Raw genomic sequence first — 16,628 nt, 5'->3', positions numbered from 1 at the left:
CATCAAGCCTGGATCGTCTTCATCGGCGCAGGTCAAGATGGTGGAGGACTAACAATCGCGGCAGTGTCTGGCTCACGAGTCGAGGCAGAAGCGTTGCTTGAGCAGTGTGTTCGAGCAATGCCAGATCGCAGCAATGAATGGGGTGCATACCAATACACCCCTTGTGCTCAGCCCACCTCTGAAGGCAGCATGACGGTCGTTGCAAAGTCCATACTGCCCGGTGAACGGCGCGCGGTGTACATACTGACTGCAGAAGAAGATTCGATTGAAGTCTTCGATTGTTGGGAAGATGCCAACGAGGCCTATCAAGAAGTCCTTGGGCGCGGGTACAACGAAGGATCGTTAACTGAGGTCACTACCAACACCTGGGTGGGCGAAGCTGCTAGCGACCCGCGCTTGGGGGGGCTTCCTTAGCTGGCAGAAGGTTCCCGTCGGTGTCCGCGTCTGGAGAGTGAAGGCGCGGGCATCGCTGCGGGTTTGTGAGGGCCGCCATGGGCGATCGTCACGGGCCCCGCATGGGGTTGGACTCCTCGAAGCGGAGTTGGGTGACGACTTGGTGGACCCCCGGGCGACTGCTCGGTGAAGTTTAGGGGCATAAGCGCGGTGAGTTTTGATTACGTCGTGAACGACGGCCAGCGACTAGACCAACGTTTGTATCGAGCCGAGTTCGACGACGCCAGTGGCCGACGTGATGTCAACCCAATCTGTGTCGGCAGGGAGCCCGTCTACGTACCCCCCTTGTCCCTGCGGCCCAGGAGTCTTGGGGTGATTGGGTCTACGGGGCGACTAGTCGAGAGAGTTTGCCCGCTGCACTATGGGCAACGCGGATAGCAGTTCAGCACCGGAGGGTTGAATTTTCGGACAACCCACTTGCCGTAGTTGGCTAAGGGAAGCGGTACGAGTACCGGACGGATTAGATTTGTGGACCCGGACGTTGGTGAAGTCGCCAACATAGACGTTGCCCGCTCCATCGAGGGCGATACCTGTGGGACGCGTCCAGAGCGCCTGTCAGAGCCGGCGCCGCGCGTGGGGCCCACTCGCTCCCCAGCGTCTCCTCGCTGCGCTCGGAGCCGATGACGGGAATCGAACCCGCATATCTTGCTTGGGAAGCAAGCGCTCTACCACTGAGCTACATCGGCGAATCGCCCACAGCCTAGCCAACGGTTCCCTAGGGTGCGAGGGCTTTTACGTAGAACTTACCGATGTGGCGGGGGTCACGAACTGACACCGTTGGTCAGTCTCTAGGCACCCACCCGGGTGCCACACTCCCAAGGAGAATTCTCGTGCGCCAACGCAGTCGGGTTTCCCGAACCACTGCATCAGCCGCAGCGACCGCCATGCTGGCCGCCGGACTGATTGCCATCGCACCCCAGGCGGCACATGCCGCGCAGGGGTCAAAGACGTTCAATACGTCAGGCGGCCTCAACCAGCAATGGGTCGTTCCCGCTGACGTCCACTCGCTCAAGGTCACCGTCAAGGGTGCCGCTGGCGGTGCCGGCGGAATCGAGGGCGGTTCCGGTGGCCGCGGTGCAAGTGGCACCGCTATCGTGCCGGTGACCCCAGGTCAGCTCGTCACGGTATATCTCGGCAAGCGTGGTGGTGACGCCCACACCGACAACAGCAACGGCGAAGGGGCCGGCGGTAACTCGGCCGGAGCGGCCAAGGGCGGCGCGGGCGGCGAAGGCGCCTTCCCCGGTGGCGGCGCAGGCGGCGGCGGTGGAGGCGCGACCGAGGTGTTCCTCGGTGGCGGACTCGACCGGGCGATCGTTGCAGGTGGCGGTGCCGGTGGCGGTGGTACCGGCGGATCGCACACGACCGGCGGCAACGGCGGCGGTGCTGACCAGGACGGACAGAGCGGTGACGATCCGCAGTCCGAGGGTGGTCACGCCGGCGACGCTCCGACCCAGGCGGGCGGAGTAGGCGACAGCGCGGCATTCTTCACATCTGGCGGCGGCGCGGGCGGTGGCGGCGGTGGCTACCAGGGCGGCAGCCAGGGTGCCACCTGGCTGGGCTCCGGCGGTGCCGGCGGCGGTGGCGGACGCAGCTACGTCAACGACCTGGTGGCCGAGCTCGACGGCGCCTGGACCAACAACGTCGAGGGTGACGGCTCGGTCGTTATTTCGTACGACTCGCAGTTCACCACCACGACGACGATTGATGACCCGAACACCGTGGTCACCGGTCAATCGAAGGGTTACAAGGTCTCGGTGTTCGCATCGGGTACGGGACAGGTTCCGACCGGAGCAATTGAGCTGACCGCGGAGAACCTGGAGGACGGCACGATCCATGCGATCGGCACCAAGAACCTCGTCAACGGGACGACCACGATCTACCGTGACGGATTGCTCGTCGGCGACTACACCTTGCATGCGAGCTATACGCCCAACGGTGTCAGTGACTCGCTCCCGTCGAATGCTGATCGGGATTTCGCGGTCGTCAAGGGTGACTCCAAGACACTGATCGCCGGACCTATCGACCCGCCGAATCTCGGCGATTCGGTCGACTTCGGTGTAGCGGTGACCGCCGTCGCACCGGCCAAGGGCACTCCCACGGGCCAGGTGAAGTTCTATCAGGGTGGCGTGGCGATCCCCGGCGGCACGGTGACGCTGGACGGCGATGGCAAGGCCGTCCTGACCACGACCAAGCTCAAGGTCGGTGTCGCCGACATCACCGCCGAATATCTGGGTGACTCCGAGTTCGAGGTCTCGGACGACTCGACCAGTCTGGTGGGCTTCGTTGTCAACATCGGCGATGTGTCGGTGACGCTGGATGACGAGCACGATTCGGTCATCGCGGGCGAGAAGTCCAAGTTCGTCGTCGACGTCGCTTCGCTGACCGGCAGTTCGACCAAGCCCACCGGCAACGTCCAGCTCTACGTGGACGACCAGATGCTCGGCGCACCGCAGGCCATCAACCCGAACACAGGTCGCGCGCTGTTCTACTTGGAGCTCCCGGTCACCAATCCCAACGGGCATCACCACATCAGAGCCGTCTACGAAGGCGACGCGAACTACAAGGACGCAATCAGCAACTGGGTCGACCACGTCGTCAACTTCGGTGACGCCAAGGTCTCGCTCAGCAGCGACGTCAATCCGTCGTACGTCGGCAATGACGTGATCTTCAGCATCGACGTCGATGGTCTCCTCCCGACACAGCCGTACGAGCCGACCGGCGAAGTGCAGCTGTACGTCAATGGGACGCCGTTCAATGCCCCGATCGCGATCGACGGTGCCGGCAAGGCGACTGTGACAACCGACGATCTTCCGGTCGGAACGGTCGACGTCGCCGCGAAGTACTTGGGCGACACCAAGTACAAGTCGGCCGACAGTCCAGTACTCCAACAGGTGGTCAAGAAGCAGAGCGTGACCGTGAACCTGACGTCGAGCGCGTCTGCGCTGCAGTTCGGTCAGCCGTTGACGCTGACAGCCACTGTGACGTCGGCTGATCCCGATGGCGAACCCACCGGACAGGTTCGGTTCTACGATCACGGATCACCGGTCGGCTCGATGGTCTTGGTGGATCAGGACGGCAAGGCAACCGTCACGTCAGACAAGGTCGCCAAGGGTGTGCACCAGTTCAGCGCCAAGTACTTCGGCGATGACAACTCGCTGGAGGGGGTGTCGGCGAACGTCGAGGTGACGGTCAAGGCGAACACTTTGAAGTTCCAGCTGATCACCGACAAGATGCCAGCATTCCAAGGTGAGGACGTCTTGTTGCACGCACGTCTGGAATCGCTTCCGGGCAGCAAGGGCAAGATCGCAGGAACCGTCCAGTACTACGACAATGGCGACAAGGTCGGCCGGCCAGTGCCGGTCAACGGAGTCAACTGGGGCTCGGTCGTGGTGCGCCGTGTGAAGTCGGGAACGCATCGCTTCACCGGGAAGTTCACGCCCTCTTCGGTGTCGTCCTACGACGCGACCACGGGAGCCGGTGTGCTCCAGCGGGTGCTCAAGGGCAAGCCGAATGCCCGGGTGCGGATGACCGTCAAGCGCACAAGTGAAACGACCGCGAGGGTGCGGGTCAAGGTGCGTCAGAAGAAGGGCGGCGCGGCGCTCGGCAAGGTCCAGCTCTATGTCGACGGCAAGCCAGTCAAGCTGCTGACCCTGCCCAGCAATGGCAAGGTCGCCGAGTACGTGCTCGCGGGCCTGCCCGACCGGCACGTGTTCGTCACGGCCAACTACCGCGGCAACGGTGCTTTGCGCCAGGCCAGTTGGTCGGTGACAGCGCGCAAGTACTGAACGACAGGTACTGAAGTTCCACTGCGCACCCCAGATCCGGCGAGTTCGACTCGCTGGATCTGGGGTGACCTCCCTCTAGCGGGTCACACCGAGTGCAGACGCAATGCGTCGGCAAGCTGGCTGCGGCGATTGACCCCGAGCTTGAGGAAGACCCGTGACACGTGGGCCTCCACGGTGCGAGCGGACAGGTGCAGGCGTTCAGCGATCGCCGGACTGCTCAACCCAGCGGCAACGAGCGATGCGATCTCTGATTCGCGCCGTGACAACAACTGGAGCGATGCAGAGCGGCGGGGAACCCAGTGGCCGTGTTGGCTCAGCTGGGCGGCCGCCGCGACTTCCAGGTCGGCGTCGGCATCGATGATGGCGCGGACGTGGCTGATCATCGGTGCCGCGATCGGTGCATCGATGAGGGTCGACAACGCGGTCAGTCTTTCGGCTGCGCGGCCGGCGCGGACCGACTGCGGATCGGCCAATGCGACCAGGTCCAGTGCCCACAACTCCACGAGATGAAAGTGGTGTTCGCGCGCCCACATCTCCAGCGCGGCGGCCTTGTCTGCGGCCCTGGGGTCCCGCAAGGTCAGGAGCGCACTGATGGTCTGGGCTCGGATATCGGCTTCGAATCCGCGACTGGCTCTCCACGGTGTGCGGTTGATGCGCAAGATCAGCTCGCGGGCCCGATCGTCGGCCCCGATCTGGGTCGCGCAGAAGGCCTCGCCGGCCATCGACCAGGCTTTGAGCCCATGAGGGTCGCGGACCTCGAACAGTTGACGCGCGATCAAGAAGAGCTCGTCCGCCTCGCGCCAGCGTCCCTCTGCGGCGAGGAGGCGCGCGGCGCCCGCGTAGGTCACAGCAGGGTCCAGGCGTGTCGTCTCGTCGAATGATCGGGGATCCGGGGCCAGATCGCGCGCTTGCACCAGACGACCGCTCATGAGGTGGGAGAAGAACGCCATGAGCCCGATCTCATCGCCGTACGGTGACAACGGTGTGTCGGCGGCCGTGTAGTGAGATGCGATCGCCATGGTCTCGGTCGAGCGTCCGGCCCAGGTCAGCGCGAGCATCACCGGCGCGACGGCCTGCTGATCGTCCCCGAGTTCGTCGGCGATCGTGAGCGGGGCGGCGAGATCACCGGCCCAGCCACGGTGGGCGATACGTGAAATGCGATAGCGCTGGGCGTGCGCGCTGCGGTCGCCGTGTACGACGAGAGGCAGGTAGACCCGGTCTATCGTCGCGAGCGCGCCGGTAGGGTCGTCCAGCCCGTATTGCTGAATGTCGGCCCGCAGTTCGTGGATGCTCAAAATAAGGTCTGCCATCGATTCGTCGAGTGACGAACTGGTTGACCGCAGCAGGCGCAGTGCTGCGTCGACATCGCGAAGAGCGTCGGGCGCTCGGTCCCGGTAGTGCAGTTCGCGTGCGCGGATGGCCAATGCCTCGACGGCCGTCTGGGTGTCCTCGCTGCGATCGAAGGCCGCGCCGGCTGCGTCGATCGCGAGTTCGAACCGTCCAAGGGACGTTGCCGCGCGGGCTGCTCGGACGAGGTCGGTTGCGGCGATATCGAGTCCGCACTCCAGTGTCCACGCGGTCCACCGCAGAAATCCGCTCAGCGTATGGTGCGGGGCCCAGACGCGTGGAGTCCTGCAGTACAGCGCCTCGTAGAGGGCGCGTCGGCGCCGGGGCGTGATCACATTGCGCACACACTCGGCGTAGATGGGATGTGAGAGTCGAAGGGCCTGCGTCGAGAACTGGCTATTGGCGGGACCGTCCTCGACCCGGACCACCCCGTCGCTGACGAGTCGGTCGAGCACCGCATCGTCGATCAAACCCTGAGTCAGCGGCACAGCGACAGGTTCGGACAGCGCGATCAGCTCGACGGCTTCTCGTTCCGGTGCGGGGAGTTGGACGAGTTCGGCTCGGATGAGGTCGGCGAGTCGCTTGGCGGGTATGGAGCGACCCTCGCGTATCCACGTGCCGTGGCGCCGCACGATAGTGCCCTCGGCGAGGCCGGCGCGTACGAGTTCACGTACGTACATCGGATTGCCGTCGCTCGACTGGAACAGTTCACGGACCAGGTCGCTGTCGACCGGACCTTCGAGGGCGGCCCACACGACCTCGCGGACCTCACCAGCAGTGAACGGCAGGACGTCGACGCGACTCAGCACGTCCTCGCGCCACAGGCTCACGATCGAATCGGCCGGCGTGCGTCCTGATCGGACCGTGCCGAGCAGGACGATGTTGGTGAGCCGGCACAGGTAGGCCAGCACATCGGCGCTGACGGTGTCCAAGAGATGGATGTCGTCGACGAGGACGGCGATCTGTCGGTCACCCGCCTGGAGCCGCAGCTGCTCATGCACCAAGCCCGCGATGTGCCGGGCGGTCTGTTGTGAGGAGACGGCGACGTCGGTGAGCAGTCCGTCCAGAGCGCTGAGCGGGATGCCCGATTCGGCCAGCGATCCTGTGACGAACAACCAGAGGTAGCGGTCGGAGTGCGCGCGGTCGAGGGCGCTACGCACGTCGCGCGCGAGCTGGCTCTTTCCGACGCCCGTCTCACCGACGAGAATTGCTCCCCTTCGGAATTCGAACGAGGAGACCGCATCGCCGAGCTGGGCTCGGTGAACGGTCGGCCAGGGCGATGGCATCGGTGCTCCATACAGACGACAGATTCACTGGCGACAGTTGACTCGCGCGAATGCTCGCGAATCCTCCCTGCCGTCGCTGATGTATCTGGGATGGCCCTCGACGTCAGATTAGGGGACGCCTGGCCGGCGCGCGGCAAAACGAAAATTTTAAGTAGAAACCCTACGACGCCGGAAGGACGCAGGTTTCGGGTGCCGCGCACTTCTGCTCACAGCGGAAGCGTGGCCTGATTCCCGAGGGTTCTGCGTACTCTGGAGCATGGCCGAGACCTTCCGACTGCACTCCGTCCCGTTCGACCGCACCGTCGAGCCCGAGCCGCTCTGGCGTGAAGTCCTCGGCCCGCGGCTTCGGGCGCTGCGCCTTCGTCGTGGCGAGACGCTGACCGAGACCTCAGACCGTGCCGGTATCTCGCCGCAGTACTTGTCGGAGATCGAGCGCGGCCTCAAGGATCCGTCCAGCGAGGTGCTCGCGGCAGTGGCCGGAGCCTTGGGTGTGACCCTGATCGATCTCACGAGCCAGGTGACGGGTGAGCTTCGCGGACCACGCGCCTCCTCGTCGCTGCCCCGGCACACTGCCTTGTCGCTCGCGAGCTGAGCTACGCGGCCTCCGTTGTGAGACGACGGTGCAAGATCTCGTCCGCGATGCCGTAGTCGATGGCGGCCTGCGCGGCGAAGACACGGTCTCTGTCGGTGTCGTCCCGCAATGTGGCGACGCTCTGACCGGTGTGGACAGACAGGATCGACTCGATGTCGGCCCGGATACGCACGACCTCGTCGGCCTGGAGGATCAGGTCGGGGATCGTGCCGCGTCCCTGCACGGCAGGCTGGTGCAATACGACCCGGCTGTGGGGCAGCACGGATCGGCGTCCCGGCTCACCCGCAGCGAGCAGGACCGCGCCAGCGGCGATCGCCTGGCCGACGCACGTCGTGGCGACCGGGGCCTGGATGAACTGCATCGTGTCGTAGACCGCCAGCATGGCCGTCTCGTCACCGCCCTCGCAGTTGATGTAGAGGTTGATCTCGCGCCCTGGACCGTCGGCCTCAAGATGCAGGAACTGCGCGATCAACGCATTCGCGACGCCTGCGTCGATGCCCGTGCCGAGATAGATGATGCGTTCGGCCAACAGATGCGAGTAGACGTCCGTGACCCGCTCACCCCGTGAGTCCCGTGAGATGACGTTGGGGATCGTGTACGTGCTCATGCTCGTGCCCCCATCCCGATGACCTGCCGCAGTGGCGGCATGACTTGCCCGAACGAGTCGACGATGCCGTCGACGAACCCGTACGCGATGGCCTCCTCCGCGGTGTACCACCGATCTCGCAGGGAGTCCTCGAAGATCCGCTCCACGGGCTGCCCGGTGTCTTCGGCTATCAGACCCAGGACGGTGTCCCGGGTGTGCCGCAGGTCGTCGGCCTGCAGCTCGACGTCGACCGCAGAGCCACCGATGCCGGCGGAACCCTGATGCATCAGGATGCGTGAGTGCGGCATCGCCCACCGCTTGCCCCTAGCCCCTGAGGAGAGCAGGAACTGCCCCGCGCTGCAGGCCAGGCCGAGTGCGAGAGTCGACACGTCGCACGGAATGAGCCGCATGACATCGCGGATCGCCAACATCGACGGGACGGAACCGCCCGGGGAGTGGATCCACAAGGCGGCGTCGGTGAGCGGATCTTCAGCGGCCAAGGTCAGTAGCTGGCTCGCGATCACGGTGCCGTTGTCGTCGTCGAGTGGGCCGTCCAGCACCACGACGCGACGGTGCATCAGCTGTTGCCGCATCTGCGGGGTGAAGGCAGGTGTTGATGGATTCTCTGTCATGTCTCCAGCCTGCGGACGTCGTGAGGTGCGCACAACGAATGCTGCTGTGGGCAGATCCGCTGGGAGCAGTGTCGCTTGGGGCAGAGCCGATCGTGTCCGCATCGTGTAGCCGAGGTCGAAGGTGCCATGCTCGTCCCATGACTGAGAGCGCCCGTCCCGACGTCGCCGTGATCGGCGGCTCCGGCTTCTATACCTTTCTCGAAGACCCTCAGGAGATCGAGGTCGAGACGCCGTTCGGCAAGCCATCTGCTCCTATCGCAGTCGGGACGGTCGAAGGGCGATCGGTCGCCTTCCTGCCCCGCCACGGACCCCACCACGACTTCCCCGCACACAAGGTCCCGTACCGCGCGAACATGTGGGCGCTTCGCAGTCTCGGCGTGCGGCAGGTCCTGGCTCCATGCGCGGTGGGCGGTCTGCAGCGTGAGTACGGTCCGGGCACCTTCGTGGTTCCAGACCAGTTGGTCGACCGTACGACGGGGCGCCACCAGACCTACTTCGACTCGGGGGCGTGCCACATCTCGTTCGCCGATCCGTACTGCTCGCGCCTGCGCGACCGGCTGCTCGTGGGCCTCGGCGACCACGAGCCGGTCGACGGCGGCGCGATGGTCGTGATCGAGGGTCCACGGTTCTCCACCCGCGCCGAGTCAAAGTGGTACGCCGACCAGGGCTGGGCCGTCGTCAACATGACCGGCCATCCCGAGGCGGTCCTCGCGCGCGAACTGGCGCTTTGCTACGCCACGGTCGCCTTGGTGACAGATCACGACGCCGGCGTCGATGAAGCGTCCGCGGTCAGCATGGATGCAGTGTTCGAGGTGTTCGCATCGCACACCGGCACACTCAAGAGCGTGCTCGCCGGCGTCGTCGCCGGGCTCGGCACCGATCGCGACTGTGCGTGCTCAGCGGCGGTCGACGGCATGAACCTCCCGATGACGTTGCCCTGAGGATCCTGCTGACGACGCCGCTCGTAGGGCCTCAGCCCAGGTGCAGGGTCATGTAGACGCTCCACGGGTCGAGCACGTAGTCGGCGAAGGGCTCACACTCGACGAATCCATGTCGCGCGTACAGCCTCCGGGCGGCCTCGAACGGCGGGTTCGATCCCGTCTCGAGACTGACTCTGACGTAGCCGCGCGACCGAGCCTCCGTCAGCAGGCATGTCAGGATGACTCCGCCGAGACCCTTGCCGCGGAAGTCATCGGCAGCTCGCATCGATTTGATCTCGGCGTGGCCCGGATCGAGTTCCTTGAGGGCGCCGCAGCCGGCAAGGCGATCGCCCGACCAGATACTCCAGAAACTGACGCCGGGTCCGGTGAGCTTGCTGATCGGCAGGGCGTGCACGCTCTCGGCGGGCGTGTGAGAGGCCATCTCGGCAAGGTGCTGTTCGAGGAGGGCGATGACTTCGGTGCCGGTCAGGTCGTCGGCCCGTGCAGTGAACTCGGTCATGCACCGATCATCCCTGGTGGGAGATAGTCAGGCAGAGATGCGTTATTTTGAACCGTGCTTCTCTCTGATCGCGATATCCTCGCCGAGATCGACGCTGGCCGCATCGCCCTCGATCCGTTCGACCCCGGCATGATCCAGCCGTCGAGTATCGACGTGCGGCTCGACAAGTTCTTCCGGGTGTTCGACAACCACAAGTACCCCCACATCGACCCTGCGGCGGATCAGTCGGATCTGACCCGGGAGATCGAGGTCGACGGCGATGATGCGTTCATCCTGCATCCGGGTGAGTTCGTGCTGGGGTCCACCTATGAGCTGGTGACGCTGCCTGACGACATCGCAGCTCGCCTGGAGGGCAAGTCGTCGCTGGGACGACTCGGCCTGATGACGCATTCGACGGCTGGGTTCATCGATCCCGGTTTCTCCGGGCATGTGACGCTCGAACTCGCGAACGTCGCGACCCTGCCGATCAAGCTGTACCCCGGCATGAAGATCGGCCAGGTCTGCTACTTCCGGCTGACATCACCGGCGGAGAATCCCTACGGTTCGGCGAAGTACGGTTCCCGGTACCAGGGGCAGCGCGGACCCACGGCGTCCCGCTCGCACGCGAACTTCCACCGCACGGACATCTAGCGCGCCCCGGCGGAGATCCGCGAGTGGTGCGCGTCGGACGTTCTGAGACGGCGAGTCTGTCCAGTGTGCGCCACTCGGTTCGAGGTTCGCACCACTCGACGATCGGTACGCTTCGGGTGTGACGATTCCTCTGAGCATTTCGCCCGCCGTTCAGTCCGCTCTCGACGAAGGGTGGCCCGTGGTCGCCCTGGAGTCGACGATCATCTCGCATGGTCTGCCTCGTCCCGACAATCTGCAGGCCGCCCGTCGGTTTGAAGCGCTGCTGACCGATATGGGCGTCGTTCCCGCCACGATCGCGGTGCTCGACGGGCAACTCAAGGCCGGCCTCACCGACGAAGAGCTCATTCGGGTGGCGAATGAGGACATCCCCAAGCTGAGCGTCCGCGACCTGCCGATCGCACTGGCGCGTGGCGGCAGCGGTGCGACGACGGTCGCCGCGACGTCGTACATCGCCGATCTGGCCGGGATCCGTGTCTTCGCGACGGGCGGGCTCGGCGGCGTGCACCGTGGGGCGAACGAGACCTTTGACGAATCGGCCGACCTCACGATCCTGTCGAAAGTGCCGATCACGGTGGTGTCGGCCGGTGTGAAGTCGATCCTCGACATCCCCGCCACGTTGGAGCGCCTCGAGTCGCTCAGTGTCGTCGTACTCGGCTACGGCACCGACAAGTTCCCGAGTTTCTGGCTGACCGATTCGGGCTACCAGCTCGACTGGTCCGTCCCGGACGCGAAATCGGTTGCCGACGTCATGATCTCGCGCGATGCGCTGGGTCAGGAAGCCGCGATCCTGGTCGCGAACCCGCTACCCGTCGAGGACCAGCTCGATCCGGCGGTGCACGACCGTGCGCTCACCGACGCCCTGCTCATGGCCGACGAGAAGGGCCTTTCCGGTAAGGACGTCACGCCGTTCCTGCTGCAGACCATCGTGGGTCTGACCGACGGCGACAGTCTCGCGGTCAACCTCAAGATCGCCGAGAACAATATCCGCGTCGCCGGTGAGATCGCGCTGTCCTGGTCGTCCCGATGAGGACGGCGTGGTGATCCTCGTCGTCGGCGATCTGGTCGACGACATCGGCGTCCGTCCACTCGGCACCGTCAACGCCGCGAGCGACACGGTCTCCGAGATCCGGATGACGGCCGGTGGTTCGGCAGCGAATGTCGCAGCGTGGCTCGGGCATCTGGGGGCCCCGGTCCGGTTTGTCGGACGTTGTGGCGCCGACGCCGTCGACCGTCACACCGGGGCGCTGCAGGCCTACGGTGTGGACGCCCGCATCACGGGCGACCCCGACCTGCCGACCGCCACGATCGTGCTGACTCTGGACGACGACGCCGATCGCACGATGTACGTCGACCGGGCTGCCAACACGACGCTGACCGCCCAGCACATTCCGGAAGATGTCTGGGATGACGTGACCTGGCTCCACTTGACGGGTTACTCGTTCTTCGATGACGGTGTACGCCCTGTCGTCACCGGCTTGATCGCCGAGGCCCGTCGTCGAGGCACAGGGGTCAGCATCGATCCCAGCTCATTGGGATTCTTGGAGGTTGCCGGCCGTGAGGTCGTCCTCGGTTGGTTGGCCGAGGCTGACCTGGTTCTTCCCAATGAGGACGAGCAGGGCTTCCTGCAGCTGACCGGCGACGGTGTCGTGTTGACCCTGGGAGCGCGGGGCGCGAGGTTCGCGGGTACCGAGGTTGCGGCGCTGGAGGCCGATGTGGTCGACACGGTCGGCGCCGGGGATGCCTTCGCCGCAGGATTTCTCAGCCGTTGGGTCACCGACAAGGATCCGGAACAGTCCTTGCAGACTGGGGCCGAGGCTGCTGCCGAATGCGTCGCGATCCGAGGCGCGCGGCCCCCTGGGCTGAAGGCCGTTGCAAACGGAGCCTAAGGCGTCATGTCTCTGGTGCGAGGCGGGTCGGCCCCCGGACGCGAACACGTGATCGCGGCGGCGCTCGCGGCATACATCGCCAGGTCCGTCAGCTCGGTCGTGTCCAGCTCACCGGCCCCGGGCCAGTCGTAGGTCGCCGACCAGGCGAGCATCGCAGCCATGAACGAGTCGCCTGCGCCGATCGTGTCGATGACTCGGGTTTCGGCCGGCGGGATGATTGCGAATCCACCGCCGCCGGCGATGACCGCACCCTCGCTCCCCAGAGTCACCGCGACGATCCCGTGGTCGGCGGCCAGTCGGCGTGCCAGATCGGCGGGATCCTCCCCGGGGAACAGCGTCGCGGCATCCTCGTCACTCAGTTTGAGGATCGAGGTGTAGGGCCAGATCATTTCGAAGACCGCCAGCCACCGGGCCGGATCGGGTTCCACAGCGAGTCTGACATTGGGGTCGTACGACACCGGGATGCCGAGTGCGTCGGCGCTGAGCACGAGCCCGGCGACCAAGGAGGCGCCGGGTTGCACCAGGGTGCCGAGCGATCCGACATGAACTGCGTCGAAGCGGGCGGGATCAGGCAATTCGGTCGGATTCCAGGTCAGGTCGAAGTCGTACGATGCAGCGCCGTCGGCCCCGATCGTCGCGGCTGCTGTCGACGTTCGTGGAGGCGCGGGCATCAGCTCGTCGAGGCGGACGTCGGAGTAATGGAGATGTTCGCGCAGCAGGTCGCCGTGGGCGTCGGGGCCGATCTGCGCCGCGAGCACTGTCGGCACGTCGAGGCGGGCCAGACCGACCGCGACGTTGAAAGGCGACCCGCCGGGATGGGCGGCTGAATCGACGATGTCGACGAGCGCCTCACCGATGACGAGCACAGTCATGTCGTTGATCCGATCGTGAGGGCGGCACTGGGTGCGAGGGGCAGATCGGGCAGGGTCAACGCGTTGTAGGCGTGATACGCATCGGGCTTGCCGCGCCAGGTACGGGTCGACGGGGCCATCGCCGGCGAGAGCTCATGGTGCCACGATCCGGTCTCATCATCGACGAAATGCTGGTCGATGTCGGACCACCAGCGACTCGCGAAACCCGAATAGCGCGCCGACCGGGTGTACGTGTGCAAGGCTTCTGCCGCCAACACGGCCTCGGCCAGAACCCAGTGGAACCGCTCGCGCACAATCGGCTCACCTGTCCAACTGGTTGTGTACGCGAGCCCCGGAGTGTCATCGTTCGTCGTGTCCTCGACCGCCCGGGCGAACAGCGACTCGGCGGCTTCCAGCATCCACGGGCGGGGCGCGTCGAGTCCTGACGCGAGCTGGAGGATCAGGCGCGACCACTCGAAGGCGTGTCCGGGCGTCGCACCGAACGGACGGAAGGGATCGGCAGGTCGCTCCTCGTTGTACGTCGGCACCGGCGTCCAGTCGTGGTCGTAGTGCTCGGGGATGCGCCAGTCATGCGCCCGCGCGTGGATGCCGATGATGCGCTCGCAGATCGACAGTGCGCGCTGGCGCCAGACCGCGTCACCGGTGACATCCGCCGCGACGAGATAGGCCTCCACAGCGTGCATATTGCTGTTGGCGCCGCGGTACGGGTCGATCAGGGCCCAGTCCTCGCTGGTCTCCTCGAGGCACCGACCATTCGACCGGTCCCAGAAATGCTGGGTGTGGATGCGGCCCGCCTGGTCGAGCAATGCGGCGGCCCCCTCGGCACCGGCAGCCTTGGCGGTCGCCGCGGCCAGCAGCACGAATGAGTGGCCGTAGCAGCGTTTTGCGCGGTCGACCGGCGCACCGTCGAAGTCGACCTCGTCGTACCAGCCCCCGTGGACATCGTCGTGGAACAATGTCGCCAACGCTGCGACGCCGTGCTCGGCCAACTGGAGATCATCCGATTCACCGGCCAAGTGGGAGAGCGCGAAAACATACGTCATCCGCGCGTTGATCCACAGCTCGAGTCGTTTGTCGGGATCGGGTTCACCGTGATCGTCGAGCCAGATGAACCCGCCCTCGGGGCGCTTGGAACGTCGCGCGAACGTCAGCAGGTCGCGACGTGCGGCGTGTCGCCACTTCGCGCTTCCGGGGTTCTCGCCACTCATGACTCCACGTTACTCATGACCGTCGCTCATCCATCGGCGCTCACAGGTCAGGGTCGACTCAGGGGCGATCAGGGGTGGTTCCCCGATGCCCGAAACACCTGCTGACATCGAGAGTGGAGCCATGACCACAACACACGGCGGGCGGCGGACGGCATGATCCGCGCTCAGGGACTGACCAAGACGTATGGCGACAGAACCGCAGTGGATGGCATCGACTTCACGGTCGAGCCCGGACGGGTGACCGGCTTCCTGGGGCCCAATGGTGCCGGCAAGTCGACGACGATGCGGATGACGCTGGGGCTCGATGCCCCGACCAAGGGTTCGGTGTCCGTCAACGGACACCGGTACACCAACTCACCGGCACCCCTGCGGGAAGTCGGCGCGCTCCTGGAGGCCAAGGCGATCCATCCCGGACGTTCGGCGAGGGACCACCTGCGCTGGATGGCGGCAAGCAACGGCATCCCGACCACACGGGTCGGCGAGGTGCTGGACCTCGTGGGTCTCGACAGCGTCGCGGGTCAGCGTGCCGGACGGTTCTCGCTCGGCATGGGGCAGCGGCTCGGGATCGCGGCCGCACTGATCGGCGATCCACCGGTCGTGATCCTCGACGAGCCCGTCAACGGTCTCGATCCCGAAGGCATCCGATGGGTCCGCCAGCTGGCACGTCAGCTCGCCGATGAAGGCCGCACGGTCTTCATCTCGAGCCATCTGATGTCGGAGATGGCGCTGATGGCCGATCATCTGATCGTGATCGGTCGCGGGCAGATCCTCGCGGACTGCTCGATGCAGCAGTTCATGGTCGACCACGCGGCGTCGTACGTACGGGTCAAGGCGCCGCAGGCCACCGATGTCGAGGCATTGCTGGTAGGCCGCGGGCTCGATGTGACCCGCACCCAGGACGAGCTGCGTATCCAGGGACTCGATGCTGCGGCGGTCGGCGAACTGGTCGGCTCGCACGGCCTCCTGCTCCACGAGCTGACCCTCGTGCGTTCTTCTCTGGAGGACGCGTTCATGGCACTGACGGCCGACAGCGTGGAGTACCACGCAAAGGCCGCTGATGAGATCAAGGCGGCATCGCGATGAGTACCCAAACAGTGGAAACGCCACGGGCGGTCGAGCTCGAACAGGTCGGATTCACCCACGCCCTGCGGGCCGAGTGGGTCAAACTCTGGTCGGTCCGCTCGACTTGGTGGACGATGGGCGCTCTCATCGTCCTCGGTGCGGGTCTGACGACCGTGATCTGCTGGGGCAACGCCGACTGGTTGGCCAATGAGTCACCTTCGGCCGGAGGAGAATCGCCCGGCTCGTTCATCACCTGGGGCATGATGATCGCCCAAGTGTGCGCGGTGATCGTCGGCGCTCTGGCGGTGACATCGGAGTACGGCACCGGGATGATCCGCACCTCGTTCGCGGCGGTTCCTCGTAGGGGGATGGTGTTCCTCACCAAGGCGATCGTCGTCTGCGGTGTGCTGTTCGTCATCGGCACGCTGACGGCTTTGGCGGGGTACTTCGGGGGAAACTACTTCCTCGACCGTGAGGGTATCGGCCTGGCGCTCGAGGGTGATGTCGCCCGATCGATGTACGGCAGCGGACTGTTCGTCGCGACGCTCGGCCTGCTCGCGATGGCAGTGGGATTCTTGGTGCGGCACACTGCCGCGGCGATCTCGATCGTCCTGGCTACGGTCTTTGTCATCGGGCAGATGGTGATGCTCGTCCCGGGTTCCTTGGGTGAATGGTTGACCAAGCTCATGCCGGGCAATGCGGCGTCGTCGCTGGTCTCCCCGGTCTCGTTCAACCCCGATGCGCTGGGCGCGTGGACGGGCTACGGGGTCATGGTCGCCGAGGTCGGCGTCCTGTGCCTCCTGGCCTGGTGGTTGCTCAACAAGCGCGACGCCTGACCGTCCTCGGGTC

14 protein-coding genes, 1 tRNA gene and 1 pseudogene are annotated in these 16,628 nt (G+C 65.5%); 8 read left to right on the top strand and 8 right to left on the bottom strand.

The window, feature by feature from the left end; genetic code table 11:
• Positions 1 to 786: 786 nt before the first annotated feature.
• Both ACXJKC_RS07495 and ACXJKC_RS07490 read right to left on the bottom strand, forming a co-directional pair.
• Positions 787 to 984, bottom strand: a pseudogene (locus ACXJKC_RS07495) (hypothetical protein); the annotation flags it as partial.
• Positions 985 to 1,068: 84 nt separating this feature from the next.
• Positions 1,069 to 1,139 (bottom strand) — tRNA-Gly (locus tag ACXJKC_RS07490).
• Positions 1,140 to 1,283: 144 nt separating this feature from the next.
• Here ACXJKC_RS07490 and ACXJKC_RS07485 point away from each other — a divergent pair.
• Positions 1,284 to 4,238, top strand: a complete 2,955-nt coding sequence (locus ACXJKC_RS07485; RefSeq protein ID WP_456696063.1) for an Ig-like domain-containing protein — start codon at positions 1,284 to 1,286, stop codon at positions 4,236 to 4,238.
• Between the two features lie 83 nt (positions 4,239 to 4,321).
• On the opposite strand, the gene ACXJKC_RS07480 is transcribed toward ACXJKC_RS07485, so the two are convergent.
• A complete protein-coding gene (locus ACXJKC_RS07480) occupies positions 4,322 to 6,871 on the bottom strand; it encodes a LuxR C-terminal-related transcriptional regulator (RefSeq protein ID WP_456696062.1) in 2,550 nt (849 codons plus the stop codon).
• Positions 6,872 to 7,127: 256 nt separating this feature from the next.
• On the opposite strand from ACXJKC_RS07480, the gene ACXJKC_RS07475 reads away from it, so the two are divergent.
• Positions 7,128 to 7,463, top strand: a complete 336-nt coding sequence (locus ACXJKC_RS07475) for a helix-turn-helix domain-containing protein (RefSeq protein ID WP_456696061.1) — start codon at positions 7,128 to 7,130, stop codon at positions 7,461 to 7,463.
• A 1-nt stretch (position 7,464) separates the two neighbouring features.
• Here the strand turns inward: ACXJKC_RS07475 and ACXJKC_RS07470 are convergent, their stop codons facing one another.
• Positions 7,465 to 8,070 (bottom strand): ClpP family protease, encoded by a 606-nt coding sequence (locus ACXJKC_RS07470; protein ID WP_456696060.1) that lies wholly within the window; start codon positions 8,068 to 8,070, stop codon positions 7,465 to 7,467.
• Positions 8,067 to 8,681: a ClpP family protease gene (locus ACXJKC_RS07465; protein ID WP_456696059.1), complete on the bottom strand. Its 615-nt coding sequence runs from the start codon at positions 8,679 to 8,681 to the stop codon at positions 8,067 to 8,069. The genes ACXJKC_RS07470 and ACXJKC_RS07465 overlap by 4 nt, the downstream gene beginning before the upstream one ends.
• A gap of 137 nt (positions 8,682 to 8,818) precedes the next feature.
• On the opposite strand from ACXJKC_RS07465, the gene ACXJKC_RS07460 reads away from it, so the two are divergent.
• Entirely contained in the window at positions 8,819 to 9,622 is an 804-nt protein-coding gene (locus ACXJKC_RS07460) for an S-methyl-5'-thioadenosine phosphorylase (RefSeq protein WP_456696058.1), read from the top strand.
• A gap of 31 nt (positions 9,623 to 9,653) precedes the next feature.
• On the opposite strand, the gene ACXJKC_RS07455 is transcribed toward ACXJKC_RS07460, so the two are convergent.
• Complete coding sequence (locus tag ACXJKC_RS07455; RefSeq protein WP_456696057.1) at positions 9,654 to 10,121, bottom strand: GNAT family N-acetyltransferase; 468 nt, start codon at positions 10,119 to 10,121, stop codon at positions 9,654 to 9,656.
• 54 nt (positions 10,122 to 10,175) lie between these two features.
• Between ACXJKC_RS07455 and dcd the strand changes: the two genes are divergently transcribed.
• The 3 genes from dcd to ACXJKC_RS07440 all read left to right on the top strand — a co-directional run bounded on the left by dcd (position 10,176) and on the right by ACXJKC_RS07440 (position 12,637).
• Positions 10,176 to 10,751, top strand: coding sequence for a dCTP deaminase (gene dcd / locus ACXJKC_RS07450; protein WP_456696056.1), 576 nt, complete (start codon positions 10,176 to 10,178; stop codon positions 10,749 to 10,751).
• A gap of 118 nt (positions 10,752 to 10,869) precedes the next feature.
• Complete coding sequence (locus ACXJKC_RS07445; protein WP_456696055.1) at positions 10,870 to 11,778, top strand: pseudouridine-5'-phosphate glycosidase; 909 nt, start codon at positions 10,870 to 10,872, stop codon at positions 11,776 to 11,778.
• 7 nt (positions 11,779 to 11,785) lie between these two features.
• Entirely contained in the window at positions 11,786 to 12,637 is an 852-nt protein-coding gene (locus ACXJKC_RS07440) for a carbohydrate kinase family protein (protein WP_456696054.1), read from the top strand.
• Here the strand turns inward: ACXJKC_RS07440 and ACXJKC_RS07435 are convergent.
• On the bottom strand, positions 12,634 to 13,509 hold the full coding sequence (locus ACXJKC_RS07435) for a carbohydrate kinase family protein (protein ID WP_456696053.1): 876 nt from the start codon (positions 13,507 to 13,509) through the stop codon (positions 12,634 to 12,636). The two genes, ACXJKC_RS07440 and ACXJKC_RS07435, sit on opposite strands and share 4 nt — an antisense overlap.
• A complete protein-coding gene (locus ACXJKC_RS07430) occupies positions 13,506 to 14,717 on the bottom strand; it encodes an AGE family epimerase/isomerase (protein WP_456696052.1) in 1,212 nt (403 codons plus the stop codon). Before ACXJKC_RS07430 ends, ACXJKC_RS07435 begins: the two co-directional genes overlap by 4 nt.
• A 153-nt stretch (positions 14,718 to 14,870) precedes the next feature.
• Between ACXJKC_RS07430 and ACXJKC_RS07425 the strand changes: the two genes are divergently transcribed.
• Positions 14,871 to 15,800 carry an ABC transporter ATP-binding protein gene (locus ACXJKC_RS07425; protein ID WP_456696051.1) on the top strand — a complete coding sequence of 310 codons (930 nt, stop codon included), beginning with the start codon at positions 14,871 to 14,873 and terminating at the stop codon, positions 15,798 to 15,800.
• Positions 15,797 to 16,615, top strand: a complete 819-nt coding sequence (locus ACXJKC_RS07420) for an ABC transporter permease subunit (RefSeq protein WP_456696050.1) — start codon at positions 15,797 to 15,799, stop codon at positions 16,613 to 16,615. The genes ACXJKC_RS07425 and ACXJKC_RS07420 overlap by 4 nt, the downstream gene beginning before the upstream one ends.
• The last annotated feature ends 13 nt before the right edge of the window (positions 16,616 to 16,628 follow it).

It is taken from the genome of Aeromicrobium sp. P5_D10 (assembly GCF_054049535.1).
This window is presented reverse-complemented; position numbering and strand designations above follow the sequence as displayed.

Excerpts from the sequence above, each read along its gene's own strand:
- ACXJKC_RS07480 (WP_456696062.1), bottom strand. The coding sequence starts at position 6,871 with ATGCCATCGCCCTGGCCGACCGTTCACCGAGCCCAGCTCGGCGATGCG.
- ACXJKC_RS07475 (WP_456696061.1), top strand. The coding sequence starts at position 7,128 with ATGGCCGAGACCTTCCGACTGCACTCCGTCCCGTTCGACCGCACCGTC.
- ACXJKC_RS07470 (WP_456696060.1), bottom strand. The coding sequence starts at position 8,070 with ATGAGCACGTACACGATCCCCAACGTCATCTCACGGGACTCACGGGGT.
- ACXJKC_RS07465 (WP_456696059.1), bottom strand. The coding sequence starts at position 8,681 with ATGACAGAGAATCCATCAACACCTGCCTTCACCCCGCAGATGCGGCAA.
- ACXJKC_RS07460 (WP_456696058.1), top strand. The coding sequence starts at position 8,819 with ATGACTGAGAGCGCCCGTCCCGACGTCGCCGTGATCGGCGGCTCCGGC.
- ACXJKC_RS07455 (WP_456696057.1), bottom strand. The coding sequence starts at position 10,121 with ATGACCGAGTTCACTGCACGGGCCGACGACCTGACCGGCACCGAAGTC.
- ACXJKC_RS07435 (WP_456696053.1), bottom strand. The coding sequence starts at position 13,509 with ATGACTGTGCTCGTCATCGGTGAGGCGCTCGTCGACATCGTCGATTCA.
- ACXJKC_RS07430 (WP_456696052.1), bottom strand. The coding sequence starts at position 14,717 with ATGAGTGGCGAGAACCCCGGAAGCGCGAAGTGGCGACACGCCGCACGT.
- ACXJKC_RS07425 (WP_456696051.1), top strand. The coding sequence starts at position 14,871 with ATGATCCGCGCTCAGGGACTGACCAAGACGTATGGCGACAGAACCGCA.
- ACXJKC_RS07420 (WP_456696050.1), top strand. The coding sequence starts at position 15,797 with ATGAGTACCCAAACAGTGGAAACGCCACGGGCGGTCGAGCTCGAACAG.